The 26,212-nt window shown below is 65.2% G+C and carries 28 protein-coding genes and 4 pseudogenes; 17 read left to right on the forward strand and 15 right to left on the reverse strand.

Annotated elements, in window-relative coordinates:
- The first annotated feature begins 11 nt into the window (after positions 1 to 11).
- Complete coding sequence (gene gshB / locus H9L12_RS06745) at positions 12 to 962, forward strand: glutathione synthase (RefSeq protein ID WP_187541095.1); 951 nt, start codon at positions 12 to 14, stop codon at positions 960 to 962.
- Positions 959 to 1,564: a DedA family protein gene (locus H9L12_RS06750; RefSeq protein WP_187541096.1), complete on the forward strand. Its 606-nt coding sequence runs from the start codon at positions 959 to 961 to the stop codon at positions 1,562 to 1,564. Before gshB ends, H9L12_RS06750 begins: the two co-directional genes overlap by 4 nt.
- Positions 1,565 to 1,590: 26 nt before the next feature.
- Here the strand turns inward: H9L12_RS06750 and H9L12_RS06755 are convergent, their stop codons facing one another.
- Genes H9L12_RS06755 through fsa form a run of 3 tightly spaced genes read right to left on the reverse strand, consistent with a single transcriptional unit; the run spans position 1,591 to position 3,777 of the window.
- Entirely contained in the window at positions 1,591 to 2,535 is a 945-nt protein-coding gene (locus H9L12_RS06755; protein WP_425506763.1) for a tyrosine recombinase XerC, read from the reverse strand.
- Positions 2,511 to 3,080: a DUF484 family protein gene (locus tag H9L12_RS06760; RefSeq protein ID WP_187541097.1), complete on the reverse strand. Its 570-nt coding sequence runs from the start codon at positions 3,078 to 3,080 to the stop codon at positions 2,511 to 2,513. Before H9L12_RS06760 ends, H9L12_RS06755 begins: the two co-directional genes overlap by 25 nt.
- 43 nt (positions 3,081 to 3,123) lie before the next feature.
- Positions 3,124 to 3,777, reverse strand: a complete 654-nt coding sequence (gene fsa / locus H9L12_RS06765; RefSeq protein WP_187541098.1) for a fructose-6-phosphate aldolase — start codon at positions 3,775 to 3,777, stop codon at positions 3,124 to 3,126.
- Positions 3,778 to 3,867: 90 nt separating this feature from the next.
- Between fsa and H9L12_RS06770 the strand changes: the two genes are divergently transcribed.
- Positions 3,868 to 4,641, forward strand: coding sequence for an enoyl-CoA hydratase-related protein (locus H9L12_RS06770; protein WP_187541099.1), 774 nt, complete (start codon positions 3,868 to 3,870; stop codon positions 4,639 to 4,641).
- Here the strand turns inward: H9L12_RS06770 and H9L12_RS06775 are convergent.
- Together H9L12_RS06775 and H9L12_RS14425 are read right to left on the reverse strand one after the other, a co-directional pair.
- Positions 4,638 to 5,069 carry a TadE/TadG family type IV pilus assembly protein gene (locus H9L12_RS06775; protein WP_187541100.1) on the reverse strand — a complete coding sequence of 144 codons (432 nt, stop codon included), beginning with the start codon at positions 5,067 to 5,069 and terminating at the stop codon, positions 4,638 to 4,640. The genes H9L12_RS06770 and H9L12_RS06775 overlap by 4 nt on opposite strands.
- Positions 5,070 to 5,133: 64 nt before the next feature.
- On the reverse strand, positions 5,134 to 5,457 hold the full coding sequence (locus H9L12_RS14425; protein ID WP_425506818.1) for a hypothetical protein: 324 nt from the start codon (positions 5,455 to 5,457) through the stop codon (positions 5,134 to 5,136).
- Here H9L12_RS14425 and H9L12_RS13530 point away from each other — a divergent pair.
- Positions 5,398 to 5,562, forward strand: coding sequence for a hypothetical protein (locus tag H9L12_RS13530; protein WP_246450264.1), 165 nt, complete (start codon positions 5,398 to 5,400; stop codon positions 5,560 to 5,562). The genes H9L12_RS14425 and H9L12_RS13530 overlap by 60 nt on opposite strands.
- Here H9L12_RS13530 and H9L12_RS06785 read toward each other — a convergent pair.
- Positions 5,541 to 6,821: a pilus assembly protein TadG-related protein gene (locus tag H9L12_RS06785; RefSeq protein ID WP_187541102.1), complete on the reverse strand. Its 1,281-nt coding sequence runs from the start codon at positions 6,819 to 6,821 to the stop codon at positions 5,541 to 5,543. The two genes, H9L12_RS13530 and H9L12_RS06785, sit on opposite strands and share 22 nt — an antisense overlap.
- Positions 6,822 to 7,017: 196 nt before the next feature.
- Here H9L12_RS06785 and H9L12_RS06790 point away from each other — a divergent pair, with 196 nt between their 5' ends.
- Both H9L12_RS06790 and H9L12_RS06795 read left to right on the forward strand, forming a co-directional pair.
- The gene (locus H9L12_RS06790) at positions 7,018 to 8,232 is read left to right on the forward strand and encodes a toxic anion resistance protein (protein WP_187541103.1); all 1,215 of its coding nucleotides are present in this window, start codon (positions 7,018 to 7,020) and stop codon (positions 8,230 to 8,232) included.
- Entirely contained in the window at positions 8,229 to 8,978 is a 750-nt protein-coding gene (locus H9L12_RS06795; RefSeq protein ID WP_187541104.1) for a hypothetical protein, read from the forward strand. Before H9L12_RS06790 ends, H9L12_RS06795 begins: the two co-directional genes overlap by 4 nt.
- 42 nt (positions 8,979 to 9,020) lie before the next feature.
- On the opposite strand, the gene H9L12_RS06800 is transcribed toward H9L12_RS06795, so the two are convergent.
- The 4 genes and pseudogenes from H9L12_RS06800 to pgi all read right to left on the reverse strand — a co-directional run bounded on the left by H9L12_RS06800 (position 9,021) and on the right by pgi (position 14,613).
- A complete protein-coding gene (locus H9L12_RS06800) occupies positions 9,021 to 10,184 on the reverse strand; it encodes a CaiB/BaiF CoA transferase family protein (RefSeq protein WP_187541105.1) in 1,164 nt (387 codons plus the stop codon).
- Positions 10,181 to 11,765, reverse strand: a pseudogene (locus H9L12_RS14430) (phytoene desaturase family protein). Before H9L12_RS14430 ends, H9L12_RS06800 begins: the two are co-directional and overlap by 4 nt.
- A complete protein-coding gene (gene gorA / locus H9L12_RS06810) occupies positions 11,765 to 13,105 on the reverse strand; it encodes a glutathione-disulfide reductase (RefSeq protein ID WP_187541106.1) in 1,341 nt (446 codons plus the stop codon). The pseudogene H9L12_RS14430 and the gene gorA overlap by 1 nt, the downstream one beginning before the upstream one ends.
- The gene (gene pgi / locus H9L12_RS06815) at positions 13,102 to 14,613 is read right to left on the reverse strand and encodes a glucose-6-phosphate isomerase (RefSeq protein ID WP_187541107.1); all 1,512 of its coding nucleotides are present in this window, start codon (positions 14,611 to 14,613) and stop codon (positions 13,102 to 13,104) included. Before pgi ends, gorA begins: the two co-directional genes overlap by 4 nt.
- Positions 14,614 to 14,693: 80 nt before the next feature.
- Between pgi and lepB (H9L12_RS06820) the strand changes: the two genes are divergently transcribed.
- From lepB (H9L12_RS06820) to era, 4 genes are read left to right on the forward strand one after another with little or no spacing between them, the layout of a single operon-like run.
- Positions 14,694 to 15,293 (forward strand): signal peptidase I, encoded by a 600-nt coding sequence (gene lepB / locus H9L12_RS06820; RefSeq protein ID WP_246450266.1) that lies wholly within the window; start codon positions 14,694 to 14,696, stop codon positions 15,291 to 15,293.
- Positions 15,290 to 15,520, forward strand: coding sequence for a signal peptidase I (lepB, locus tag H9L12_RS13535; RefSeq protein WP_246450268.1), 231 nt, complete (start codon positions 15,290 to 15,292; stop codon positions 15,518 to 15,520). Before lepB (H9L12_RS06820) ends, lepB (H9L12_RS13535) begins: the two co-directional genes overlap by 4 nt.
- On the forward strand, positions 15,517 to 16,179 hold the full coding sequence (rnc, locus tag H9L12_RS06825) for a ribonuclease III (RefSeq protein WP_187541108.1): 663 nt from the start codon (positions 15,517 to 15,519) through the stop codon (positions 16,177 to 16,179). The genes lepB (H9L12_RS13535) and rnc overlap by 4 nt, the downstream gene beginning before the upstream one ends.
- Positions 16,176 to 17,069, forward strand: coding sequence for a GTPase Era (era, locus tag H9L12_RS06830; protein ID WP_187541109.1), 894 nt, complete (start codon positions 16,176 to 16,178; stop codon positions 17,067 to 17,069). The genes rnc and era overlap by 4 nt, the downstream gene beginning before the upstream one ends.
- Here era and H9L12_RS06835 read toward each other — a convergent pair.
- Positions 17,036 to 17,761 carry an NAD-dependent deacylase gene (locus H9L12_RS06835; protein ID WP_187541110.1) on the reverse strand — a complete coding sequence of 242 codons (726 nt, stop codon included), beginning with the start codon at positions 17,759 to 17,761 and terminating at the stop codon, positions 17,036 to 17,038. The two genes, era and H9L12_RS06835, sit on opposite strands and share 34 nt — an antisense overlap.
- Positions 17,762 to 17,969: 208 nt before the next feature.
- Here H9L12_RS06835 and H9L12_RS06840 point away from each other — a divergent pair, with 208 nt between their 5' ends.
- From H9L12_RS06840 to nth, 4 genes and pseudogenes are all read left to right on the forward strand, one after another.
- Positions 17,970 to 18,227: a hypothetical protein gene (locus H9L12_RS06840; RefSeq protein ID WP_187541111.1), complete on the forward strand. Its 258-nt coding sequence runs from the start codon at positions 17,970 to 17,972 to the stop codon at positions 18,225 to 18,227.
- Between the two features lie 76 nt (positions 18,228 to 18,303).
- Complete coding sequence (locus H9L12_RS06845; protein ID WP_187541112.1) at positions 18,304 to 19,062, forward strand: DUF72 domain-containing protein; 759 nt, start codon at positions 18,304 to 18,306, stop codon at positions 19,060 to 19,062.
- Between the two features lie 22 nt (positions 19,063 to 19,084).
- The gene (gene dapB / locus H9L12_RS06850) at positions 19,085 to 19,795 is read left to right on the forward strand and encodes a 4-hydroxy-tetrahydrodipicolinate reductase (protein ID WP_187541113.1); all 711 of its coding nucleotides are present in this window, start codon (positions 19,085 to 19,087) and stop codon (positions 19,793 to 19,795) included.
- A pseudogene (gene nth, locus H9L12_RS06855) lies at positions 19,792 to 20,427 on the forward strand (endonuclease III); the annotation flags it as partial. The gene dapB and the pseudogene nth, both read left to right, overlap by 4 nt.
- 3 nt (positions 20,428 to 20,430) lie before the next feature.
- On the opposite strand, the pseudogene alr reads toward nth, so the two are convergent.
- The 3 genes and pseudogenes from alr to H9L12_RS06870 all read right to left on the reverse strand — a co-directional run.
- Positions 20,431 to 21,456, reverse strand: a pseudogene (gene alr, locus H9L12_RS06860) (alanine racemase); the annotation flags it as partial.
- A gap of 10 nt (positions 21,457 to 21,466) precedes the next feature.
- Positions 21,467 to 21,895 (reverse strand): GFA family protein, encoded by a 429-nt coding sequence (locus H9L12_RS06865; protein WP_246450269.1) that lies wholly within the window; start codon positions 21,893 to 21,895, stop codon positions 21,467 to 21,469.
- Positions 21,892 to 22,203, reverse strand: a complete 312-nt coding sequence (locus tag H9L12_RS06870) for a UrcA family protein (RefSeq protein WP_187541114.1) — start codon at positions 22,201 to 22,203, stop codon at positions 21,892 to 21,894. The genes H9L12_RS06865 and H9L12_RS06870 overlap by 4 nt, the downstream gene beginning before the upstream one ends.
- Before the next feature lie 146 nt (positions 22,204 to 22,349).
- Here H9L12_RS06870 and H9L12_RS06875 point away from each other — a divergent pair, with 146 nt between their 5' ends.
- Positions 22,350 to 22,937, forward strand: a complete 588-nt coding sequence (locus tag H9L12_RS06875) for a LysR family transcriptional regulator (protein ID WP_281399776.1) — start codon at positions 22,350 to 22,352, stop codon at positions 22,935 to 22,937.
- On the forward strand, positions 22,823 to 23,248 hold the full coding sequence (locus tag H9L12_RS13920) for a LysR substrate-binding domain-containing protein (RefSeq protein ID WP_281399811.1): 426 nt from the start codon (positions 22,823 to 22,825) through the stop codon (positions 23,246 to 23,248). The genes H9L12_RS06875 and H9L12_RS13920 overlap by 115 nt, the downstream gene beginning before the upstream one ends.
- On the opposite strand, the pseudogene glmS reads toward H9L12_RS13920, so the two are convergent.
- A pseudogene (glmS, locus tag H9L12_RS06880) lies at positions 23,249 to 25,071 on the reverse strand (glutamine--fructose-6-phosphate transaminase (isomerizing)).
- 102 nt (positions 25,072 to 25,173) lie between these two features.
- On the opposite strand from glmS, the gene H9L12_RS06885 reads away from it, so the two are divergent.
- Positions 25,174 to 26,211: a proline iminopeptidase-family hydrolase gene (locus H9L12_RS06885; protein ID WP_187541115.1), complete on the forward strand. Its 1,038-nt coding sequence runs from the start codon at positions 25,174 to 25,176 to the stop codon at positions 26,209 to 26,211.
- Position 26,212 lies beyond the last annotated feature (1 nt).

Below are 26,212 nucleotides of genomic sequence, written 5' to 3' on the forward strand. Positions count from 1 at the left end.
CCGCTCGACCCATGAGCCTTCGCGTCGCCGTCCAGATGGATCCGCTGCAATCGATCGGCATTGCCGGCGATTCGACCTTCGCGCTGATGCTGAAGGCGCAGGAACTCGGCCACACCCTGTTCCACTATCTTGCCGAAGACCTGGGCTACCTCGACGGCCGCGTCATCGCTCGCGCGCGGCCGGTTACCGTCCAGCGCGTCGAGGGCGACCATTTCGGCGAAGGCGACGCCGTCACGCTCGACCTCGCCCGCGACGTCGACGTGGTCCTGATGCGCCAGGATCCGCCGTTCGACGTCGGCTACATCACCGCGACCTATCTGCTGGAGCGGATTGTCGGCGAGACGCTGGTCGTGAACGACCCGCGCTCGGTCCGCGACGCGCCGGAAAAGCTGTTCGTCCTCGACTTCGCGCACTTCATGCCGCCGACGTTGATCACGCGATCAATCGGTACGCTTCGCGATTTCCACTCCGCCCACGGCGAAATCGTCGTCAAGCCGCTTCACGGCAACGCCGGCGCCGCCGTGTTCCGCATCGGCAAGGACGGACAGAACCTCGCCGCGCTGGCCGAACTGTTCGGCCACGTGTGGAAGGAACCCTTCATCGCGCAAGCATTCCTCCCGGCGGTCAGCGAGGGGGACAAGCGAATCGTGCTGGTCGACGGCGACATGGCAGGCGCGATCAATCGCAAGCCGGGCAGCGGCGAGATCCGCTCCAACCTTGCGGCCGGGGGCACGGCTCACGCGACCGACCTGTCGCCTCGCGAGCGTGAGATCTGCGAGGTGCTCGGGCCCGAACTCAAGAAGCGCGGCCTGATTTTCGTCGGTATCGACGTCATCGGCGGCATGCTGACCGAGATCAACGTCACCTCGCCGACCGGCATCGTCGCCATCGACAAGTTTAACGGCAGCGACACGCCAGGCCTGATCTGGAAGGCCATCGACGCGCGGCTCGCTAGCCGATGAGCGACTGGATCGTCCGCCTGATCGAACAATCGGGCTATCTCGGTGTCGGCTTCCTGATGTTCCTGGAAACGGTATTCCCGCCGATTCCATCGGAAATCATCATGTCGATCGCGGGGGTCACCGCCGCGCGCGGCAGCCTCAGCCTCGGATGGGTCATCGCGTCGGGAACAGCCGGCGCGATGCTCGGCAACATTTTCTGGTACCTCGCCGCCCGAGCGCTGGGGATCGTCCGGCTGCAGCCGATCATCCACCGCTGGGGACGCTGGCTGGGAATCAGCTGGAGCGAGGTGAAGCGCGGCGAGAAATGGTTTGCCGCTCACGGCACCGCGTTCGTCCTGATCGGCCGGCTGATACCAACCGTCCGAAGCTTGGTTTCGGTGCCGGCCGGCCTGTTGAAAATGCGCTTTCGTAGCTTCGTCATTGCCTCGACCATCGGCACCGCCGGTTGGACGACCCTCATCGCGCTGGCCGGCTACAAACTCGGCGAGAACTTCGATGTCGACGCGCTGCTCGGGCCGATGAGCAACGCGGTGCTGGCATCGCTTGTCCTGCTGTATCTTTACCGGGTCTGGACCCACCGCGACGTCGACCCGGATTCCTGATTCCCGGCACAACAGGACGGGACCAATCAGGCGCGTGGATGCGCGTGCCGGTACACGTCGAGCAACCGCGCCGCATCGACGTCGGTGTAAATCTGGGTTGACGACAGGCTGGCGTGACCTAGCAATTCCTGGAGCGAGCGCAGGTCGACCCCGCGTCCCAGCAAGTGGGTCGCAAAACTGTGGCGAAGCGCGTGCGGGGTCAGGCTGTCCGGTAGTCCCAGCCGCTGGCGTGCGCCGCGCACTGCCCGGCGGACAAGGTCTGCACTGAGCGGACCGCCGCGAGCGCCGACGAACAACGGCGCGTCGCCCTTCAGTGGATAGGGGCATTGGGTGACATAGGCCGAAACGGCCTCACGAACCGCTGGCAACAGCGGAACGACGCGCGTCTTGTTGCGCTTGCCGGTCACCCGCAGCGCCTGGCCGAGCGGTAGGGCGCTCGCCCGCACGCCCAGCGCCTCCGACACCCGAAGGCCGGACCCGTAAAGCAGAAGCAGGATGGCAAGGTCGCGCGCACCGATCCAGCCGTCGCTCCCCTCTCCTGCCTCCTCGGCAAGCGCCAGTGCATCATCCGGGCTGGCGGGCCGTGGCAGCGTCTTGGGGCGCTTGGGCGCGCGGGTTCGTGGCAGCTGAGGCAGGTTGCCGGCATCTTCAGCGGCGAAGGTCAGGAAGCCGCGGACTGCCGACATTTCGCGCGAAGCGGACGCCGCGCCGAGTCCGTCCGCGCGTCGATCGGCCAGGAAGGCGCGGAGGTCGGCCGCGTGCATGTTGAGCAGGCTGAAGCGCCCGATCTCCTCGCCGCGATGCCGGCCGAGAAAGTCCAGGAAACGGTGCGCGGTCGCCACGTAGGCGCGAACCGTGTGCGGCGAGCGGCGGCGATCGAACGCGAGATGTTTCCCCCACTTCGCGGCAAGCGCGCGCGCGGGATGCGAAGGTTGATCGTCGTCGTTCAGTCGATCGGTTGCTTCAGCCACCGAGTGATCATAGCGGCAAGCGACTGGCCTAGGAACCGCAACAGGTTGGCGCCGTGCCCGCCCTCGATCTCGCCGGCATCATGCTGGCCAAGTGCGAGCAATCCGTAGGGCAGCCCCGGTCCACATTCGATCCGGATGAGCGCTTCGGCGCCGATTCTGCTCGCCTGCCCACCGAACAGGGCGTGCCCGCGTTCCACCGCCCGCAACTCGACTTCACCAAGAGCGGCAAGCGCCCGGTCGATCAGTTGCGGCGCGACCTCATCGACGCCATTGGAATGGACCAGGAATCCCTGCCCGCCGACCACCAGCGCCAGCGATACGACGTCGATGCCCAGTACGGCCGGCCAATCGTGCGTGACGGTCGAAGCCAATGCCTCGAACCCGTCGGCCTCGATCGCGGCAAGCACGGCGCCATGAATCGAAGACACCGCGCCGGAATGACCGCGGGCGAAGGCAATCAGGTCCTCGTTGGCACTTTCCGCGGCGCCGAGACGCTCGCGAAGGGTCGCCACGGCGCTTGGCTCGAACTGGATTACTCGTCCCATGCCCGCACCCTACGCGCGACAGGGTTAAAATATTGGCGTCCTCTCAGCCGATCTTCTGACCGGTCGCCTCCCAGTCCTTCAGGAAAGCGGCGATGCCGTTATCGGTCAGCGGGTGCTTGAACATCTGCCAGATGATCGACGGCGGCGCGGTCATCACGTCGGCACCCAGCTTGGCGGCGTCGTGGACGTGGATCGGGTTGCGTACGCTGGCGACCAGGATCTGCGTCGGGAAATCGTAATTGTCGTAAATCGTGCGGATGTCGGCGATCAGTTCGATCCCCGGATAACCGACGTCGTCATGGCGTCCAACGAACGGCGAGATGAAGGTTGTGCCCGCCTTGGCGGCCAGAAGCGCCTGGTTGGCCGAGAAGCAGAGCGTGACGTTGACCATCGTCCCATCGCTGGTCAGCGCCTTGCAGGTCTTGAGGCCATCGGGCGTCAGCGGCACCTTGATCGCGATATTGTCGGCGATCTTCCGCAGCGTTTCCGCCTCTCGCATCATTTCGGCATGATCGAGCGCGACGACTTCGGCCGAAATCGGACCGGGGCAAATCGAGGCGATCTCGCGAACGGTTTCGATGAAGTCGCGGCCCGCCTTCTTGATCAGCGATGGGTTGGTCGTCACGCCATCGAGCAGGCCGGTGTCGTTCAGCTTGCGGATGTCGTCGATTTCAGCGGTGTCGGCGAAGAATTTCATCGGTTGGGGTCCCCGGTGCTAGCGTTTGCATGGCGATAGCGGCTGGGGCCATGAAGGTCACCCGATTCGACGGCTTGAAGGGCTTAAAAGATGGGCGACGACGTACGGATCGAACGGCGCGACGGCGGCGCCCGGCTGGCAATCACCCTCTCCCGTCCCCGCCAGCGCAACGCCATCACGGTCGCCATGTATGCCGCGCTGGCCGATGCCATTGCCGGTGCCGCTGACGACCCGTCGGTCCGCTTGATCACGCTGGAAGGCGAAGGCGAGGACTTTACCGCCGGCAACGATCTCGCGGATTTCCTCAAGGAAATGCCGGCTCCGGGCAGCGATACCGACATTCCGGTGTGGCGCCTGCTGCGCGCCCTTGCCACCAACGAAGTTCCGCTGATCGCCGCGGTCCATGGCAACGCGGTCGGCATCGGCACCACGATGCTGTTCCACTGCGACTTCGTGCTGGTCGAGGACGGAGCCCGCCTTGTCATGCCGTTCGTCGACCTTGGCCTCGTCCCCGAGGCAGCAAGTTCGCTGATCATGCCGCGCCTGTCCGGACGCCGCGCCGCCGCGCGTCACATCCTGCTTGGTGAGCCGTTCACGGCCCGGCAGGCGCTGGAGACCGGCATCGCTAGTCATGTCGTCCCGTCGGGCGGCCTTGCCACCGCGCTGGAAAGGCTGGTCGCCGCGTTGCTCGCCAAACCAGCCGAAGCGATGCGCCAGACCCAGCGGCTGCTGCGGCGCGGATCGCGCGATGAAGTGCTTGAGCGGATGGAGCTGGAAAACGGCCACTTCGCCGAACGGTTGGCGTCCGACGAAGTGAAGAATGCAATCGCTGCTTTCTTCGCGGCCCGCGCCGCCAAGTCCTAGGTGATCCGGCCCGCGGTATAGACCCGCTTGGTGCGCGTCAGGTTGATCTCCGGACCTTTGAAGAACAGGAAATCGGGCGTCATCTTGAAGTTGACGCTGAGGTCTTTGTACTTCGACACGGTCCCGGTCGGGCAGGCATTGTCGCCGGTCGAGTCGCATTGATTGGTGACCGTCGGGGTACCGAATTGCCCCACCTTGGTGCCGAATACCTTCGCGTTGATCCGGGCGACGATTTCATCATTCGTCGGTTCGGGAAACAACGTCGCGAGACGAGCGCCCTCGCCCAAGGCGTTTTGCATGCCGGCACTTGCCTGGAAGGCAATTCCCACTTGGAAGATGCCGTAGATGAACAGGATGAGGATCGGCAGCGCGAACGCCATTTCGATCGCGGCCGCACCTTCCTGATTGCGGATCAGCTTCTTCATCATTGCACCCGGATTCCGGCCTTGCCGTGAAGCGTGTACGTGCCATCGGCGTTGGCGCCCGCGAACTTCACCTTGGTGAACATCGGGGTGTAGACCTTGGTGATCTCGACCTGGATATAGCGGGCATAGGCCTGGCCGTTCGGACAGACGCCGTTGTAGGCGGTGGCCTTGTCCACCCCGTTTTGCCTGACCCGTTGCATTGCAGCCAGTAATCGATCGTCACCGCCGAAGCATCGACCCCTGCCGCCGACGCCGCCTCGGCCTTCAGCGTATCGACGGCGCCGGTCTGGAAGCTGGTCTGCATGACCTTCTCGATCGAACGCTGCGCGGCTTGGGTAAGCTGGAGCTTCGCCGAGAATCCGCGCGAGAGATCGGTCATCCCGACCAGCATCGTCGCGAAGATCGGCGCGACGAACGCCAGTTCGATGATCGACGCGCCGCGATCGTCGCGAAGGAGGTTGCGGAACCTGCTCATTATGCCACCAGCCGGACGTGACGCCCCGTCGGGGGCGGCGGATCGCCGTCCTTCTTGCAGGTGTTCTTCAGGTTCATGTTGCCCTTGAAGTCGACCCGGCGTGACACGAGCATGAAGCAGTCCGTGACCAGGCCGCCGTTGCCGTTGAAACCGACCTGCTGGTTCGGGAAGTAGAGTGCGCCGCGCATACTTGACGACGAGTTGCCATTGACCTGATTCGGACTGTTCGACGTGCTTCCGTCGTCCGTGGCCCGCCGATCCTGAAACATTACGATTCCGTCGAAGCAGCCGGCATTGCCAAGCGTGCACCCGGTCTTCGGCGCCTTTAAATTGACCTGGGCAGAGCCGTTCATCTTGAGGTTGCCGATCGTGGCCGTCGTCGATGCCGACGAATTGGTCAGAACCAGCGTCACGCCAGCCGTGCCGTCGACCTTCGCCTGGGCGCCGAAATCGATGTCACCGGCGTCGATGTAATAGGTGCCGGGTTTCAGCTTGACCGTCCCGTTGATCGTGAAGCCCTTGTAGCAACCGGGTTCTAGATCCGGCACCGTTTCGTTCGGGTTCACCTTGGGATCGTTCTTATTGCATGGCGTGATGGTGGTATCCATCTTCACTGCGGCGAACGGATCGTCCTGCGCGATGGTGAAGGGAAGCAAGGTGGAATTGCCCCACTGCTTCGACGCCTGAATGCCGCCCACGGCCGCGACCGGGCTGGCGTTGACCGTCGCCGAACCCGTTGCGATCGCCGCGTTCAGCGACGTCGAGTTGGTGATCATCCCGCACCCGAGATCGAGGTTCGAGTTACCGGAATTAAGGATTCCGGTGACCGCCGTGTTTTCGAGACTCACGACGCAATATTCGCCGCTGTCAGCGATGGCCGCGGTCGCCGATGCGACAATGGTCGGCGCGGTCGTGAACATCGACGAGAAAGCGAGGTTGCGTTTCACCGCCAGTTCGACCCTGACCGCGCTGTCCCAGTCCGCCGTGTCGGCCGGGAAAGAAATCTTGGGATAGCCGGTCTCGAGCGTGATGCCGGTGTTCTGATTGTAGACGAGGTCGGCGTTGACGGCGCCGTTACGGTCCTGACCCGCAACCTTCGCGTAGACGCCCGCCATCGCCGCCGAGTCGGCCGCGCGCTGGAGCTGTCGCTTCCACATGGTCCACTGAATGGTGTCAGTCGCAAGACCGGCCGAACCGACCACCAAAGGCAGTGCGGCACCGGCAATAACCAGGGCATTGCCCCGCTTATCATTCCACAATTTCCGCAAGAAATGGCGCATCGTCTCACCCATTTTGAGCCGTTATGCCGACGGAAATAGCCAACTCACGGTGAGCAAACTGTGCAGGAGAATGGTTGACGAACTGCTAACCCGGCGCCCTTGCCCGCATCCGTATTATACATATAATACACTGAGACCCTTGCGTGGCGCCCGTTCAGGCTCCACCTTCGGCGATGACGTTACAGAAGGAATAACGATGGCCAGCGACGCGACCCAGACGACCACCGCGACCAAGATCAAGCTGGAACCGCCCGCCGCGCTTCAACCGATCGCGGCGCACGAGGCGTCGGGCCTCGTCCCTTTAAAGGGCGAGGAAGTGACCGAGCTCGACCAGAAGGTCGCAAAGTTTGTCGAGGAACTCGCAGCGCTCGATTCCAATAGCCCCGAGTTCGGCAAGAAGGTCGACGCCCTGACCGCCATGGGACGCAAGGAAATCGCGGAGGCCGCCGGCGCGTCGAACCGCTTCCTCGACCGACCGGTCAAGGCGATCGATAGCGACACTGGCATCGGTGCCGACCTGGTCGAACTCCGCCGCACTGTCGAAGGGCTCGACCCCAAGGAAGCCTCGCGCGGAATGACGACCCGAAAGTTCCTCGGGATCATTCCGTTCGGCAACAAGATCAACAACTACTTCGACAAGTACCGCAGCAGCCAGACGCACATTTCCGCGATCCTCAGCCGCCTTGCCAACGGCAAGGACGAGCTGTTGATGGACAATGCAGCGATCGACACGGAGCGGTCGGGCTTGTGGAAGACGATGCACCGCCTGGAACAGATGATCCACATCTCGAAGGCGCTCGACAAGCAGCTGGAGGACAAGGCCAACGAGCTTGATGCGACCGAGCCCGCCAAGGCCAAGGCGATCCGCGAAACCGCGCTCTTCTATACTCGCCAGCGCACTACCGACCTGCTGACGCAGATGGCGGTGACGGTGCAGGGCTACCTCGCCCTCGACCTTGTCAAGAAGAACAATGTCGAACTGGTGAAGGGTGTCGATCGCGCCTCGACCACGACCGTCGCGGCGCTGCGCACGGCGGTGACGGTCGCCCAGGCGATGACGAACCAGAAACTGGTGCTGGAGCAGGTCACGGCGCTCAACACGACCACCGCCAACATGATCGATTCCACCGGCGAAATGCTGCGCACCCAGACCGGCGCAATCCATGAGCAGGCGGCCTCGTCGACCATCCCGCTGGAGACGCTGCAGCGCGCTTTCCAGAATATCTATGACACGATGGACCAGATCGACCAGTTCAAGCTCGCGGCGCTTTCCAACATGAAGCAGACGGTCGAGACGCTGGGCACCGAAGTCGAAAAGTCCAAGGGCTATATCGCTCGCGCCGAGGGCGTGGCCCAGTCCAAGCTGGCCGGCCCCGAACCGTCGCCGTTCACCCCCATCGAGCAAAAATGACCGACGTCACACAGAAAGCGGATCTCGCGATTGCCCGCGCCGACCGGGTAATGGCGCAGCTCGACGGACGCGAGGGCAGTGTCCGCGCCGCCGCCAAGCGCGAGCGGCAGCGGCTGAATTCGGGGCTGACCCGAACGCTCGCGCGCATCGGTATCGCGGTGGGCATCATCAGTCTGGCGACAATCGCCATCGGATTGATCCTGCCGATCGGCATGTTCGGTTTCCTCGCCGCGGTGGGCCTGGCGATCGGCGTCGCAGCGCTGCTGGCGGTGTCCGGCGGGAAGGAGATCGCCGCGCCCGACGTGTCGACCGACCTTCCCAACGGCCAGATGGTGCAACGGTTCGACAGCTATCTGTTCCGCGCCCGGCGCGCCCTCCCCGCGCCCGCGCAGGCGGAGGTCGACCGTTTGTCGGCTGCACTTCCCGGACTGCGGGAAACGTTGCAACGAATCCCCGACCTCGATCCCAACGCGCAAGATGCCCGGCGGTTGATGTCGGTCCACTTGCCGGGCTTGATTGACCGCTATCTGCACATCCCGAAAGCCTATCGGTCAGAGCGGGACGGCGAGGACAAGGACGTCGACCAGCGGCTGGTCGAAGCGCTGGCCGCGGGGCGCGAAGCACTGTCGGAGATTAGCGAGAAGCTGGCCCGTGCCGACCTTGCCGCGTTCGAGACCCAGGGCCGCTTCATCCAGTCGCGTTACGGCGAGGAGTTGCTGCCCGCGCCGGACCGCGACCGGGTCTAGCCGACCACGCCTTCCGAGCGAAGGTGTTCGATCTCTTCGGGCTCAGGAAGCTGCCGAGGACTTCCGAACCATGTTCGCCCAGTGCCGGGGCGGCCGGGTCGCGTCGGTACGCTCCCCGTCGAGGCGGATCGGGTTCCCGATCATCGGCACCGGCCCCAGCGCGCCGCCGTCCATCGACAACTTCATGCCGCGATGCTGCGCTTGCGGATCGGCGATCGCCTGGCTCACGCCATTGATCGGTCCGGCCGGGATGCCGGCCGCTTCGAGCTGATCCAACCAGTCGGCGGCAGGCTTCGTGCGGATGATGTCGGCGATCATCGGCACCAGCGTCGCTCTTGCCGCGACCCTGGCCGGATTGGTCGCGAATTCCGGGTTGCTGGCCCACTCGGCGTGGCCGAGGATGGCCGCGAGCTTGCCGAACTGACGGTCGTTGCCGACCGCGACAATAATTGCCTGGTCCGACGCTTCGAACGGCTGATACGGCACGATGTTGGGGTGGCCGACCCCTTGGCGGCCGGGGTCGCGCCCGCTGACCAGCGCATTCGAACCCTGATTGGCCAGCATCGCCAGCTGCGCATCGAACAGCGCCATGTCGATCGTCGCGCCCTCGCCGCTCGTTTCCCGCGCATAGAGAGCGGCAAGGATGGCGTTGGCGGTGTACATGCCGGTGAACAGGTCGGCGATCGCGACCCCTGCGCGCATCGGACCGCCGCCGGGCTCGCCATCCGGAACGCCGGTCAGGCTCATCATCCCGCCCATCGCCTGGATGATATAGTCGTACCCCGCGCGCCCCGCGTACGGTCCATCCTGTCCGAAACCGGTGATCGACGCATAGACCAGGCGCGGGTTGGCGGCGCGAAGGGTCGCGGCGTCGAGACCGAACTTCTTCAGCCCGCCGACCTTGAAGTTCTCCACCACGACATCGGCTTCGGCGGCCATGCGCCGTACCAGATCCGCGCCTTCGGGCTTGCCGAAGTCGATCGCGACCGATCGCTTGCCACGGTTGGCGGCAAGGAAGTAGGCGGCGACACGCTCGTCGCCATGCTCAAGCCACGGCGGTCCCCAGTGCCGCGTGTCGTCACCGGCGCCGGGTTGCTCGACCTTGATCACGTCGGCGCCAAGGTCGGCCAGCAGTTGCGTGCACCATGGGCCGGCCAGTACCCGGCTGAGGTCGAGAACCCGGATGCCGTCGAGCGGCTTGGTCACCGCGCGCGCCGCCAGGGCCGCCGGTCCGCCAATATTGCCTGCGCCGCATTATGACCGGGCGCCCGGTCACGCCGCCACCGGGATGGGCGCCGGAACCGCACAAGTAGAGGCCGGCGAGCGGCATCCGGTAATCAGCCGCGCCGATCATCGGCCGGGCGCTGAAGAGCTGGTCGAGTCCCATCTTGCCGTGGAAGATGTCTCCGCCGATCAGGCCGAAGCGACGCTCCAGGTCAAGCGGCGAGTGGATCTGCCGCGCAATGACCGACTTGGCAAAACCCGGCGCATGCGCGTCGACCGTGGCGATGATCGCATCCGCGGCCGCCTCGCGCTCGTTGTCCCAACTCCGCCCGTGGGGAAGGTGATAGCGGAAATGCTGGCAAAACAGCGACGCGACATGCCTGCCCTTGGGCGCGAGGGCGGGGTCGAGCGTCGACGGGATCAGCATCTCGACGATAGGCTGCTTGGTCCAGCCGTTGAGCGCCGCATCGGCGTGGGCGCGATGCATATAGTCAAGGCTGGGCGCGATGATGATGCCGGCGGTCAGATGATCGCCGCGGCCGGGCAGCGCGGTGAAGTTCGGCAACTTGTCGAGGGCGACGTTCATTCGGAAGGTCGCACTCTCGCAAGACCAGTTTGCGAAATGCTCCTCGGCGGTTCGTTCCAGAGCGCCCTGTGGCACGAGCCTGGTAAATAGGAGGCGCGGATTGACGTTGGCAACGACAGTGCTGGCCCGATGTGCCTTGCCACCGGCGACCACGCCGACGGCCCGGCCCTTTTCGACCAACACTTCGTCCACCGGCGTGTTGAGCATGATGTCGACGCCGGCCTCCCGGCAGGCCTTGGCCATCGCTTGGGTGATCGACCCCATGCCGCCGATGGCGTGACCCCAAGCCCCGGCGACCCCGCGGCTTCGCCGAACAGATGGTGCAGCAGGACGTAAGCTGTACCCGGCGTGTAGGGCGACGCGAAATTGCCGACGACGCCGTCGAAGCCGAACAACGCCTTGGCGAGGTCGCCGGTAAAGTGGCGGTCGAGGATCTCGCCCGCGCTCTTGGTGGCATATTGGTGGACGACGCGAACCTCGTCCGTAGTAAGACCCACCAGGTCCTTGCCCAGCACCAGCAACTTGCCGAGACCGGCGACCCCGGCCCCGGCCTCGACCGGAGCCTTCAGGATCCATTTCTTGATGAGCGGTACAACGGTTTCCAGTTCCGCATTGTAGCGGTCGTAGGCCGGGCCGTCAGAAGCGTGATGCCGGACGATATCGGCGCGCGTTTGCCCGTCGCGCCCGGTCAGCAGGTAGCTTCCCTTCGGCCCCGGCAGGAAATTGTCGCGCTTGCGGAGAACGACTTCGAGGCCGTGCCGCTCCAGTTCCATGTCGCGGATGACCTTGGGCTGCAACAGGGAGACGGTGTAACTGGCCGCGCTGTTGCGGAACCCCGGATGGAATTCGTCAGTGACGGCCGCGCCGCCGACCTTCTCGCTGGCCTCGAGAATGGCAACCTTCAGCCCGCGCCTCGCCAGATACCAGGCGCAGGTGAGCCCGTTATGCCCCGCCCCGATGATGACAACGTCGTGCATCAGCGCATCAACACCAGTTCTTCGGACATCGTCGGATGAAGCGCGACGGTCCGGTCGAAGTCGGCCTTCTTGAGCCCCGCCTTGACCGCGACCGCGGCCGCCTGGAGAATTTCCGGCGCGTCGGGGCCGATCATGTGCATGCCGACGACGACATCGGTGCCGCCATCGACGACCAGCTTGTAAAGAGAACGCTCGTTGCGGCCCGCCAGCACGTTCTTCATCGGCCGGAAGTCGCTGGTAAAGGTACGCACCTGTCCCAGCTTGTTCTTGGCCTCCCCTTCCGTCAGCCCGACACTCGCGATCGGCGGGTGCGAGAATACGGCGTGCGGGACGTTGTCGTAGTCGACCGTCCACGGCTTTCCGCCGAACTGGCTGTCGGCAAACGCATGGCCCTCGCGGATCGCGACCGGCGTCAGCTGGATCCGGTCCGTGACGTCGCCAATGGCGAAGATCGACGGCACGCTGGTGCGACTATGTTCGTCGACCTTGATTTCGCCGCGGTCGCCGATAGCGACGCCGACGCCTTCCAGGCCAAGGCCGTGAACATTCGGCCGGCGGCCCGTCGCGAACAGGACGACATCGGCATCAAGGTCGTCGCAGCCCGTCATGGTCGCGAGCAAGGTGCCATCGGCGTTCTGTTCAATCTTCTGAAACGTGGAGTTGAAGCGGAATTCCAGGCCCTTGGTCATCGAGATGTGCAACAGGCGATCGCGCATCTGCTCGTCGTAGCCACGAAGGATCGTGTCTCCGCGATTGACCAGCACGACGTGCGCCCCGAACTGGTGGAAGATGCCGGCGAATTCGTTGGCAATGTAACCACCGCCGGCGATGACCACGCGCTTCGGCATCTTCTCGAGGAAGAAAACCTCGTTCGACGAGATGGCGAGATCGCTGCCCTCGAACTGGGGCATGTGCGGGTGGGCACCTGTGGCGATCAAGATCTTGTCGGCGGTGACGGTGCGGCCACTGGCCAGCCGGACCTGGTTTGGCCCCGCCAGCACCGCCCGCTCTTCGATGATCGTGACGTCGTGGGTGGCAAGCGTCTGCTTGTAGAGTCCCTCGAGCCGCGACACTTCGCCCAGCACATTGTCGCGGAGCACCGGCCAGTTGAATGAACAGCTGGGAACGTCCCAACCGAACATCGCCGCGTCATTCAGATCCTCGGCAAAGTGCGCTCCGTAAACGAGCAGCTTCTTGGGAACGCAGCCTCGGATGACGCAGGTGCCGCCGACGCGATGTTCCTCCGCGACCGCAACCCGCGCCCCATGGCTGGCGGCAATCCGCGCGGCGCGAACACCGCCAGAACCCGCGCCGATGACGAACAGGTCGTAGTCGCTCACAGCCCGGCCTTGTCGAGCAGGGCGCGGGTCGAGGCGTCTAGCCCGTCGCGCGATTCCGGATCGTCCAGCGACAATGCAATCTCCTTGCCCAACTCCACGCCGAACTGGTCGAACGGGTTGATCCCGATCAGCACGGCATTGGCGAACGTGCGATGCTCGTAGAAGGCGATCAGCGCGCCAAGCGTTCGCGCGTCGAGCCGTTCCAGCAACAACGTCATCGAAGGCCGGTCGCCCGCATAGAAGCGCGCCGCATCGTCGCTGTCGCGCCCCTTCATCAGAGCCGCCGCCTGCCCGATGCAGTTGAGCAGCAGCATCCGGTGATGACGCGGGTCGAGGCTGTCTTCATTCTCGACCACGGCGACGAATTCGACCGGGACGATGTGCGTGCCTTGGTGGAGCAGCTGGAACACCGCGTGCTGGGCGTCCGTGCCGGTCCCGCCCCAGGTGATCGGCGCGCTTGGACGGTCGAGCTTGCCGCCATCACGCGTCGCCGACTTGCCGTTCGATTCCATTTCGAGCTGCTGGAGGTAATTGGGCAGCAGTCGCAGCCGTTCGTCGTAGGCGAACACCGCTCGCGTTTCGGCGCGGCGGACCTGAGCGTAATAAGTGTCGGCGAACGCCGCCAGCAGCGCGACATTGTCGGCGCCCTTGGCCGAACGGACATGACGGTCGACGATCGCCGCGCCTTCCAGCATCTCCTCGAACGCGCTCCAGCCCAGGGCCAGCGCGATCGACAGGCCGACCGACGACCACATCGAATAGCGGCCGCCGACGCCTTCGCCGAACGGAAGAACGCGGGTCTGGTCGATACCGAAGCGGATTGCCTTGTCAGGCGCTGCGGTGACCGCGATCAGCTGGCCATAAGCATCATCGACCCCGCCCTCGACCAGCCACTCGATCGCGGCCTCGAGGTTGGTCAGCGTCTCGATGGTCGAAAAGGTTTTCGACACGGCCACCACCAGGGTCGTCGCCGGATCGAGCCCGCTGACGGCCTCGTCGAATGCCTCGCCGTCGATGTTGGACAGGACCCGCACTTCGATCCGGTCGCTGTCGCGACCCAGCGCGTCGATGACGAGGTCGGGACCAAGCGCCGATCCGCCAATGCCAATGTGGAGCACGGATTCGATGTCGCCGAATGCCCCGCCCTCGATCGCGTCGAGCAGGCTGCGCATCCGCGCCCGGCGTTGCGACGCCAGGTCGACGTCGGCGGGCGATCCCTGCCCACGCTCGGCGGTGTGGGTCGCCGACCGGTCCTCGCTCGGATTGACCACCGCGCCGGCGAACAAGGCATCGCGCGCCGCGCCATAACCCGCTTGCTCGGCAAGGTCGCAGAATGCGCTGACGAGCCCGTCGTCCAGGTGCGTTTTCGATAAGTCGAAGTGGATCCCGGCAAGGTCGCGACAAAGCCGGCCAACCCTCCCTTCATCCTGTTCGAACAAGCTTGTCAGGGGCACCGCGTGGTGCGCGTCGATCGCCTGCCAGGCGCCGGTGGTATCGAGAATCGCCATCGCCGCCTCTCCTAGCCGCGCGCCGGCCAAAAGCCATCCCTGCTTGACGCTTTGGGCCCCTCGCCCAAGGCACGACCCCGATGAGCGAAGAGAGTGTCGAGCAAGCCGAAGCGCCCCCCAAGAAGGACAGCTTCTGGAAATCCCTGCTGTTCCTTGCGCTGTTCGCGTGGGTGCTCCGAAGCCTGATCGTCGCGCCGTTCAGCATCCCGTCGGGGTCGATGCTGCCGAACATGTACATCGGCGACTATCTGTTCGTCCAAAAGTGGCCCTATGGCTATTCACGATACAGCTTCCCGTTTGGTTTCCCGTCGTTCGACGGCCGGGTTTTCGAAAGCATCCCCAAGCGCGGCGACATCGTCATCTTCCGCAAGCCCGGCGCAGAGAATGAGGACTGGGTGAAGCGCGTGATCGGCGTCCCGGGCGACACGGTACAAGTCGTCGGCGGGTCAGTGCTCCTCAACGGCAAGCAACTCGCCCGCACCGACAACGGGATGATCGAGATCCCGGTCAGCCCGAACACACCGTGTCGCGTCGTTCCTGGCGCCACGCAGATGGTGAAACCCGGCGCAGACGGCCCCATTTGTCTCTACCCGACTTATCGGGAATCGCTGCCCAACGGCCCGACCTACCTCACCATCGACCAGGTGCAAGGCGGCCCGCGGACGACTTCGGCCCGGTGACCGTTCCGGCCGGTTCCGTCTTCCTGATGGGCGACAATCGCGACGACAGCCTCGACAGCCGCTTCTCGCCTTACCAGGGCGGTATCGGCATCGTGCCCATGGATCATCTTGTCGGGCGGGCCACGGTGCGCTTCTGGTCGACCGACGGCAGCGCGAGCTGGATCAACCCGATCAGCTGGTTCACCGCCCTCCGCGGGGACCGCGTCGCCAAGAGCTACAACCGGTGAGCGACACAGCCGCCTTCCTGACCGAAGCGCTCGGGATCGAGCCACGCGACGCAGCACTCTACGAACGCGCTCGGACCCATGGCAGCCGCGGCGGCGACAGCTACGAACGACTGGAATTCCTCGGCGACCGGGTGCTTGGGTTGTTGGTCTCGGAATGGCTGTACGAGCGCTTTCCTGACGAGCCCGAGGGCAAGCTCAGCCGGCGCTACAACGCGCTGGTGGCCCGCGAGACTTGCGCCGAAGTCGGCCGGGCGATCGGCCTTCCGCCTCACATCCGCCTCGGCAAGCAAGCGCGCGAGGATCTCGCCAATCTCAGCGAGAACGTCATCGGCGACGTTGTCGAGGCCCTGCTCGGCGCGGTCTATCTTGAACATGGCCTCGATGCCGCCAGGGCCATCGTCCGCAAGCATTGGTCGCCGTTCCTCGACGTCCAGAAGCGCGCGCCGGTGCACCCCAAGTCCGCGCTTCAGGAATTGGCCGCGGCCCGAAACCTTGGAGTTCCCGTCTATGAAATGCTTGCCCGCTTCGGTCCGCATCACGCCCCGCGTTTCCGCGTGAAGGTGTCATTGGGCCGTCACGGGGAGGCGGAAGCCGAGGGCGACAACAAGCAGGAGGCGGAGACCGCCGCCGCCGCGATGCTGGTGGAGCGCCTGTCATGAGCCAACGTTGCGGACTGGTGGCCGTCCTCGGCGCGCCCAACGCGGGCAAGTCGACGCTGGTCAATGCCCTCGTCGGGCAGAAGGTCGCCATCGTCAGCCCCAAGGCGCAGACGACCCGTGCACGGCTGATGGGCATCGCCATTGCCGGCGAAACCCAGATCCTGCTGGTCGACACGCCCGGCATTTTCACGCCCAACCGGCGCCTCGACCGCGCCATGGTCAAGGCCGCGTGGGAGGGAGCCGAGGACGCCGACCGCGTCGTGCTGGTGATTGACGCCGCCGCCAAGGTCGGCCAGCGCGTCGAGCAGGTCATCGAGGGCGTCGAGCAGCGCAGCGAGCCGAAGATTCTCGTGCTGAACAAGGTCGACATCGCCGACAAGGAAAGCCTGCTCGCGCTCACCGCCCGGCTCGCCGAGCGGTTGAAGCCCGAAGCCATCTTCATGGTCTCCGCGACCACCGGCGACGGCGTCGCGGACCTCAAAGCGGCGCTGGCCGGGGCGATGCCCGAAGGCCCGTGGCACTTCCCCGAAGACCAGCTAACCGACGCCACCGACCGAATGGTCGCCAACGAGCTGACCCGCGAGCAACTCTACCTGCAGCTTCATGCCGAGGTGCCCTACTCGGCGGCGGTCGAGACCGAGCAGTGGGAGGACCGCAAGGATGGCTCGACGGTCATCCACCAGCAAATCCTGATCGAGCGCGACAGCCAGAAGGCGATCGTCGTCGGCAAGGGCGGCGCCCGGCTAAAGTCGATCGGATCGGCGGCCCGCGAAGCCATCGCCGAGCATCTCGGCCGCAAGGTCCACTTGTTCCTGCACGTCAAGGTCGATCCGCGCTGGGACGAGGACCGCGGGCTTTATGAGGATATCGGGCTGGATTGGGCGGACTGAGCGAGAAGCTCGTCTACCCAGCGCGGCACTTCGACGCTCGCCGGTCCGTAACGCCGCTCGTCGAAGAAGACGCTGCCCTGACTCGGTTCCAAGTTGATCTCCAGCGTGCGCGCGCCACGGTAGCGGGCGGTCTGGACGAAGCCAGCGGCGGGATAGACCGCGCCCGACGTTCCGATCGACACGAACAGGTCGGCGTTGATCAGGGCCGCATCGATCCGCTCCATGTCGTAGGGCATCTCGCCGAACCAGACGATGTCCGGACGAACCTGCCCGGCCCTCGCGCAACGCGGGCAGTGAGCGCCCTCTCCCATCGGCCCGTCCCATTCGTATCGATCGTCGCACGACTGGCACCAGGCGGACAGCAGCTCGCCATGCATGTGCAACAGCCGCCGGGCGCCTGCCCGTTCGTGCAGGTCGTCGACGTTCTGGGTCACGATCAGCAACTCGCCCGACCACTCGGCATCCAGTCGCGCCAGCGCTTCATGGGCGGGATTAGGCACCACCTCCGCCAGCCGGGCGCGACGGGCGTCGTAGAATTGATGCACTAGCGCGGGATTGCGGCGGTACGCCTCGGGGGTCGCGACATCTTCGACCCGATGCCCTTCCCACAAGCCGTCCGCAGCACGGAACGTCTGCAAACCGCTTTCCGCGCTGATCCCCGCCCCAGTCAGGATGACGATGTTCTCGATCATGTCCGTGCATACTTTCGAGCCTGCCGCACGATGGCAAGGGCACGCCCGAGATATGGCGGATTTTGCCTCGGGTTGGGATGCTCCCCCATCCCGCGATACCGCCTCAGCGTATTATGCCACTGATACGGCAAGAAAAGCCGGATTTGGCACGATCCTTGAAATCCTCCCAGCGAGGCAACGGCCTTTCCGCTGCCGCCGAAAAGGGAGAATGACCATGATTTCCGCGACCATCCTCGTTGCCGCGTCCTCGCTGGCCGGCACGGCTACCGCCGCCCAGCACAGCTTTCGCATGGAAGGCCAGCCCGTGGCCTACACCGAAACCGTTGCCGCGGACGGTACGCGCCATATCCAGGGGCAGCGGATCAGCGACAGGCAGTCTTTCCGCTTCAAGGTCCGCGCCGACGGCCGCGTTTCCGGTCATGTCGGTGATACCCCCGTCCGCTTCCGCGTCGACCGCAACCGGTGACCCGGGACCAGGCCGGCTGCGATCTTCCAGCGATGGGCGATTGCAGCCGCCGTCTGGCTGCTGCATCGACGCGGGCATGGCCAGGGGCAACATCCGTGTCGGCATCGGGGGCTGGACCTTCCCCGAATGGCGCGACCTCTTCTATCCCGAGAACTGGGCGAAATCGCGCGAACTGGAATTTGCCTCCCGGGCCTTTGGCGCGATCGAGATCAACGCGACCTTCTACAGCCGTCAGGCACCTGGAAGCTGGGAGAAATGGGCGGCGGCAACGCCCGACGACTTTCAATTCACGCTGAAAGCTTCGCGATTCTGCGTCACCCGCCCGAAGCTCGCCGACGCCGGCGAGGGGATCGGCAATTTCTACGCGCAGGGCGTCGACCGACTCGGCGCGAAGCTTGGCCCGACGTTGTGGATGCTCGCGCGGCACCGGCAGTTCGACCGCGACGACATCGCCGCCTTCCTGTCGCTGTTGCCGCAAAAGCTTGGCGATGTGCCGCTTCGCCACGTCATTGAACCGCGTCACGAAAGCTTCCGGGACGAGGCCTTTGCCTCCCTCTGTCGCGACCACAACGCCGCCGTCGTATTCGGCGATGACGACGAATTTCCCTGCATCGACCTCGACACCGCCGATTTCCGATACGCCCGGCTGCAACGGATGCAGGACGAAATCGAGACCGGCTATTCGCCCGCCAGGCTCGACGAATTGTCGACGCTGACACGCGGATGGGCCGAGGCAGGCCGCGACGCTTACGTGTTCCTGATCAACGGCGCGAAACGGCGGGCGCCCGCCGCGGCGATGGCACTCCAAGACCGGCTCGGCATTGCGCGCGGCTGATCGCTGCGCCATCACCATTGCCATGCGCACCGACCAGCAACCGCTTCGCCTTTCCCTGTTCGCGCCCGACGGCCGCATGGGCCAGGCCATCGCCGACGCCGCCGGAGCCGATGACGAATTCGAGATCGCATCCGACCACGGGGACGTCCTGATCGACTTCTCTGCCCCGGCAGCGCTTCGCCAGAGCCTGGACCGCGCCGTCAGCGCAGCTGTGCCGCTGCTGGTCGGGACGACCGGCCTGGACGAAGGCCACCACGAACTGATCCGCGAGGCGTCGCGGACGATCCCCATCCTCGTCGCGCCGAATACGTCACTGGGCGTGGCGTTGCTCGCTGACCTGGTCGAGCGTGCCGCGCGGGTGCTGCCGACGGCCGATTGGGACGTCGAGATTGTCGAGGCGCATCACCGCCACAAGGCCGACGCTCCGTCCGGCACGGCACTTCACCTCGGCAAGTCCGTCGAGATCGGCCGGTCGATGGACTGCAAGGAGGAATTGGGCCGCTCCGGCGTCGGCCTGAAGCGCGAGCCGGGCGAAATCGGTTACGCCGCCGTTCGCGGCGGCACCGTCGCCGGCGACCATGACGTTATGTTCCTGGGGCCAGACGAGCGGCTGGTCCTGTCGCATCGCGCAGAAAGTCGCGCGATCTTCGCCCGCGGCGCGCTCGCGGCCGCCCGCTTCCTTCATGGCAAGCCCGCCGGACTCTATTCGATGCGCGATGTCATCGGCGGATGAAGCCTCCGCAAGTTTTCGAATTCTACCGGCGACTGGCGGAGGCCGATCCCTCGCCCCAGACCGAGCTTGAATATGTAAATCCCTATACGCTGGTCGTCGCGGTCGCCCTTTCCGCGCAGGCGACCGATGTCGGCGTGAACAAGGCGACGCGCGCCCTGTTCGCCAAGGTCCAGACGCCGCAACAAATGCTCGATCTCGGCGAAGAGGCGCTCCGTGATCACATCAAGACGATCGGGCTGTTCAATACCAAGGCGAAGAACGTCATCGCCGCCGCGCGCATCCTGGTCGACAATTACGGCGGCGAGGTGCCGACCGAACGGAGCGAACTCGAGAAGCTACCCGGCGTCGGGCGCAAGACCGCCAACGTCGTCCTCAACGTCGCGTTCGGTCAGCCGACGATCGCCGTCGATACCCATATCTTCCGGGTCGCCAACCGCACCGGACTGGCCAAGGGCAAGGACCCGCTGGCGGTCGAGCTGAAATTGGAGAAGGTCACTCCCAAGCCGTTCCTGACCCACGCCCATCACTGGCTGATCCTGCATGGCCGCTACGTCTGCAAGGCGCGGAAACCGGAATGCTGGCGCTGTCCGGTGATCGACCTGTGCGCGTTCAAGCCAAAGACGCCCCGCCCCGTTCCAGTCCCGCTCGAACCGCTGGCCAAGCCCGGTAAGCAATTCGTATTGCGACAGGCCGCTGGCCTCCGCCGCAGCCGGGAGGTCATAGTCCATCGACACCCATTCGCCCTCGCGAAGCTCGGGGCAATCCGAACAGTCCAATGCGACCAGATCCATCGATACGCGCCCGACCAGCGGCAGCCGGGCTGCGCCCACGCTGGCCCCGCCGCGTCCGGCGAAGCAGCGCAGATAACCGTCGGCGTAACCGATATTGATGACCGCCACCTCGGTGTCATCCTGGGCAGTCCAGGTCGCGCCATAGCCGACGGTCTCGCCCGCGCGAACCGTGCGGCGCTGGACTACCTCCGCTTCGGGATACACCACCTGGCGGATGTGGCCGCTCGCCTCCTCCCGCGGGATCCCGCCGTAAAGGGCAAGTCCCGGACGGACGAGATCGAAGGCATAGTCGGCGCCGAGGCAAATCCCCGCGCTGTTGGCGAGGCTGTAGCGGCGCGCCTCCACCGTCGCGGCGACCGCGGCGAAGCGATCGCGCTGCACCCGGTTCATCGCGCTGTCCTCGTCCGCGCAGGCAAGGTGGCTGATCAGCGTTTCGATGCGGAGCCCTTCGAGCGAATGAAGCTCGTCGGTTCGAACTCCGAGCCGGTTCATGCCGGTATCGACCATGACGTCGCACGGCCGCTCCGGTGCCGCTTCGCGCCACCGTGCGATTTGCCCCGGCGTGTTAAGCACCGGCCGGGCGCTGCTGCCCAGCGCGGCGGCCATGTCCTTGGCGCCGACGCCGTGAAGCACGCTCAGGCTTACACCGTCGGGCATGGCGCCCAGTGCATCAGCCTCCGCCCAGTTCGACACGAAGAAATCGCGGCAGCCAGCGTCGCCCAGCAGCCGCGTAACGTCACGTGCGCCCAAACCATAGCCGTCAGCCTTGACCGCCGCACCGGTCGCAGTCCCGCTGGCTCGCTGCAACCAGCGCCAATTGTCCTGAAGAGCGGCGGCGTCGAGGCGGAGGCGAAGGGCGCGATGGGTCACACGCCCTGCCCTAGTCGGAGCCTGCTACCCCGTCGAGTGCCGCCTTGGCCGCCTCCCAGTCGCGTCCGTCGAAACGTTCGATTTCCAGCGTGACCGGATCATCGAGACAGTTGGCGTTGACGCTCCAGGCGTTCGGGTGACTGCGCGGCTGGTAAAAGCTTTTCACCCCGCACGTCGAGCAGAACAGGTGGTCGGCCGCCCCCGTGCCGAAGCGGTAGCTGGTCAGCGATTCGCTACCGCGATCCAGCTGTAGATCCTCGTGCGGCACGATGATGTGAACAAAGCCGGTTGCCGAACAGACCGAGCAATTGCAGTCGAGGGCGGGGACTGGCGGATCGGGCAGCCGAGCCCTGAAACGCACCGCCCCGCAATGACAACCGCCGCCAACCTCGATCATGGGACCGAGAATGGCGACGGCATCGATGCTTGTCGAGATCAACGGCCGACCGCGATCGGCTCCTTGGCCCGACCTGCCTGGGCGAGGCGCTGCTCGCGCTCTGCCTCGACCTTGGCCCACGCGTCGGCGCGGCAAGTGCGGATGTCGTTTCGACCGGCGAGATCCACCGCCGACGTCTCGCCGCAGGCGTCGTCGATGGCGATGGTCAGGCGGCGGTCGAGCGCCCGCTGTCCCTTTTGGGTCGACAGGTCGAGATCGGCGGTCGCGACCGAGCGGCTGACCTGAACGGGTTCGGCGGCCACCATCGACGGAAGGGCGATGAGGATCATGCTGGCGAGAAGGGTTTTCATGGTCGTGTCCCTCTTTCAAAGGCCGGATCAATCCGGAGCGACCTTTCTCATAAGCCCGGAATAGGTTTCGTAGAGCAACTAGTTCGTGGTATTGTTCTGCGATAATGCAGAATGCGCGGTCCGCCGGCCTTACTAGGATACGGGGCATGTTCGACTGGAACGACCTGCGTTATTTCATCGCCGTGGCCCGTGTTGGCAGCACGCTCGCCGCGGGGCGGTCCATGCGAGTTAGCCAGACCACCGTGTCCCGACGGATCGCAGCGCTCGAACAATCGCTCGGGCTGCTTCTGTTCGACCGCCGCCAGGCCGGTTACGCGCTGACGCCAGCGGGCAAACAATTGCTCGACCGCGCCATCGTCGTCGAACAAGCGGCACTCAGCTTCGCCGAAGCGGCGGGGTTCCAGTCACGCGACAATAGTGGAACGGTCCGGGTGACCACCTCCGACATTTTCTCCAATACCTTCTTGCCGCCATGGTTGGCCGAGTTGCATGAAGCCCATCCGGATATCCGGATCGAGCTTGATGAGTGCGGAACGGTCCGCGACCTGGGCGCCGGGGAAGCCGATGTCGCCATTCGCAGCACCGCCGCGGCTGCCCCGCCGGAGTCGTCGGCAGGCGGATTTGCCCGGACGAATGGACCTTTTACTGCAGCCGCGACTACGCCGCCCGGCACGGCATCCCGCGCACCCGCGCCGCGCTCCACGGGCATGCGCTGGTCGGCGGTGGCGGGGTGATGACCTGGCGTGCCTATGAAGCAATCCTTCAGGAAATCGGGATCGCCGAGCAGGTCGCCATCCAACAGGCGACGATGACCGGCCTGTTGACCGGTGTCCGCTCCGGGCTGGGCATTGGCGCCCTTCCCTGCTTCATCGCGGAAGGCGAGGACGACCTGATCCGATGCATGCGCCCAAGGGCTGAGCCGGATCGCTGGATCTGGCTGCTGACCCATGAACGTGTCCGTCACTCACCGCCGGTGAGAACGGTGGTCGACTTCCTTTATGAACGAATGAAGCGCCGGGTCCGCGACCTCAACCTCGCCCACTGATCATTCGACGGTAACGGACTTCGCCAGGTTCCGCGGCTGGTCGACGTCAGTGCCCTTGGCGACCGCCACGTGATACGCCAGCAACTGCACCGGCACGGCATAGACCAGCGGCGCGATCAGCGGGTGGACGCTCGGCATCTCGATCGTCGCCATGCAGCCCTCGCCGGCCTCCGCCAGGCCTTCGGCATCGCTGATCAGGATGATCTTGCCGCCCCGGGCGCGAACTTCCTGCATGTTGCTGACGGTTTTTTCGAACAGGGGTCCTGACGGCGCTAGGACGATCACCGGCACCGCATCGTCGATCAGCGCGATCGGGCCGTGTTTCATCTCACCAGCCGCATAACCTTCGGCGTGGATGTAGCTGATTTCCTTAAGTTTCAGCGCGCCTTCCATCGCCATCGGATAATCGGGGCCGCGGCCGAGATAGAGGACGTCGCGGGCGGGCGCGACGAGGTGGGCGTGGCTGGCGATTTCCTCGTCATGCGCCAGCGCATGGTTCATCGCCTGCGGCGCCTCTTGCAGGTGCGCGACGATCTCGCGCTCTTCGTCTTCGCTCAGCCGGCCCTTGGCGCGGGCGAGGTTGGCCGCCAACGCGGCGAGCACCGCCAGCTGGCATGTGAACGCCTTGGTCGAGGCGACGCCGATTTCCGGACCGGCATGGGTCGGGAGTAGCAGGTCGGCCTCACGTGCCATCGAACTGGTCGGCACGTTGACTACGACAGCGATAGTCTGCCCCTCCGCGCGCGCATGGCGAAGCGCGGCGAGCGTGTCGGCCGTCTCGCCGCTCTGCGAGATGAACAGCGCCAGGCCGCCCGGCTCCAGCACCGGCTCGCGATAGCGGAACTCCGAGGCGACATCGATGTCGACCGGCACGCGGGCGAACTGCTCGAACCAATATTTGGCGACCATGCCGGCATAGAAACTGGTACCGCAGGCGACGATCGTCACCCGGTTGACCGCGCCGAGATCGAACTCGATGTCCGGCAGGGCCACCTTGCCTTCGAACGGCCGGACGTAGCTTTGCAGGGTCTGCGCCACGACGATCGGCTGCTCGAAAATTTCCTTCTGCATGAAATGGCGATGATTGCCCTTTTCGATCTTCGCCGCCGACGCGCCGGATTCGACGATGTCGCGGGTAACCGGCTGATTTTCACGATCGAAGATCTGCGCGCTGTCGCGGCGAACGACGACCCAGTCGCCCTCGTCAAGATAGGCGATCTTCTGGGTCAGCGGCGCGAGCGCCAGCGCGTCGGAACCGAGATAGTTTTCGCCCTCGCCGTAGCCGACCGTCAGCGGTGCACCCATGCGCGCGCCGATGACGACGTCGGGATGGTCAGCGAACAGGAAGGCGATGGCAAAGGCGCCGTGAAGCCGTGGCAGGACCGTCGCGACCGCGTCCTGCGGCGATGCGCCGCGTTCGACCTCGCGGGCAACGAGATGGGCAACCACTTCGCTGTCGGTCTGCGACTTGAACTCGCGACCCTCGGCGATCAGCTCGTCACGCAGCGGCTTGAAATTCTCGATGATGCCGTTGTGGACCAGCGCCACGCGACCGACGATGTGGGGGTGGGCATTGTCGACCGTCGGTGCGCCGTGCGTTGCCCAGCGGGTATGCGCGATCCCGATGTCGCCGCCCAGCGGATCGGCATCGAGCTCACGCTTCAGATTCTCGAGCTTTCCTTCCGCGCGGCGGCGATCGAAGCCACCCTCCCGACGGTGCAGATGCCCGCCGAGTCATAGCCGCGATATTCCAGCCGCTTCAGCCCGTCGAACAGCCGCCCGGCGACGGCCTGCTTGCCGACGATTCCCACAATTCCACACATGGGCCCTCGATACGCTCCCTTGTTCCAATCGACAGCCGCGCTACACCAGCAAAGGAGGCCAGCCTAGCCCCACGCGCGGGCTGTGCCGATGGGGGAAGCACGATGCGAAAATTGGCTGCCTGTCTCGCTCTGACCGCCTTGGCACTGGGCGGATACCGACCCGAAGCCAAAGCCGGTGTCGGCCCGGCAGCAGTTCCCTCGGCTTACCTCGACAGCCGCGGCCTGCCCGACGCGTGGAGCGGCGGGGTGCGGATGATCCCGATCAAGACCCCGAAGGGCGACTTCCGGGTATGGGTCAAGCGGGTCGGCAACAATCCGAAGCTGAAGCTGCTGCTCCTGCACGGCGGGCCGGGGGCGACTCACGACCCATTCCAGGTGTTTGACAGCTTCCTTCCGCAGGAGGGCATCGAATATTATTATTACGACCAGCTCGGGTCCGGCCGGAGCGACCGGCCCAACGATGACGACCTGTGGACCGTAGACCGTTTCGTCAGCGAAGTGGAACAGGTCAGGTCGGCGATTGGCGCCGACGCGTCGAACTTCTGCCTGCTCGGGCAAAGCTGGGGCGGCTTGCTGGCCATGGAATATGCGCTGAAGCACCAGGACCAGCTGAAGTGCCTGGTCGTGTCCAACATGATGGCTTCGATCCCGGCCTACAACGACTACGCCAATCGAGTCCTGAAGCCGCAGATGGATCCGGCAAAGCTCAAGATCGTCGAGGAACTGGAGCGGACCGGCAAGACGGACGACCCGCGCTACCTCGGCATCCTGATGCCCGAGTTCTACGAGAAGCATATCCTGCGCCGTCCCGCTGCCGAATGGCCGGAGCCGGTGGTCTACGGCCTGACCCCTGGCCCCATGAACCAGCACCTTTACGTGCTGATGCAAGGGCCGAGCGAAATGGGCGCGAGCGGCCGCCTGGCGAACTGGGATCGCTTCAACGACCTCAAGCGCATCGCCGTCCCGACACTGGTCATCTCCGGCAAGCACGACACGATGGACCCCACCTACATGGCGCGGATGGCGAGCGAATTCCCCAAGGGCGAGCTGCTGGCCACCAACGGCGGCCACATGGCGATGTACGACGATCAGCCCGCCTATTTTGCGGGGCTGACCAAATTTCTGCGCAAGTTCAAATAGC

The sequence above is a fragment of the Sphingomonas rhizophila genome, assembly GCF_014396585.1.
GTDB classification, from domain to species: Bacteria; Pseudomonadota; Alphaproteobacteria; order Sphingomonadales; family Sphingomonadaceae; genus Sphingomicrobium; species Sphingomicrobium rhizophilum.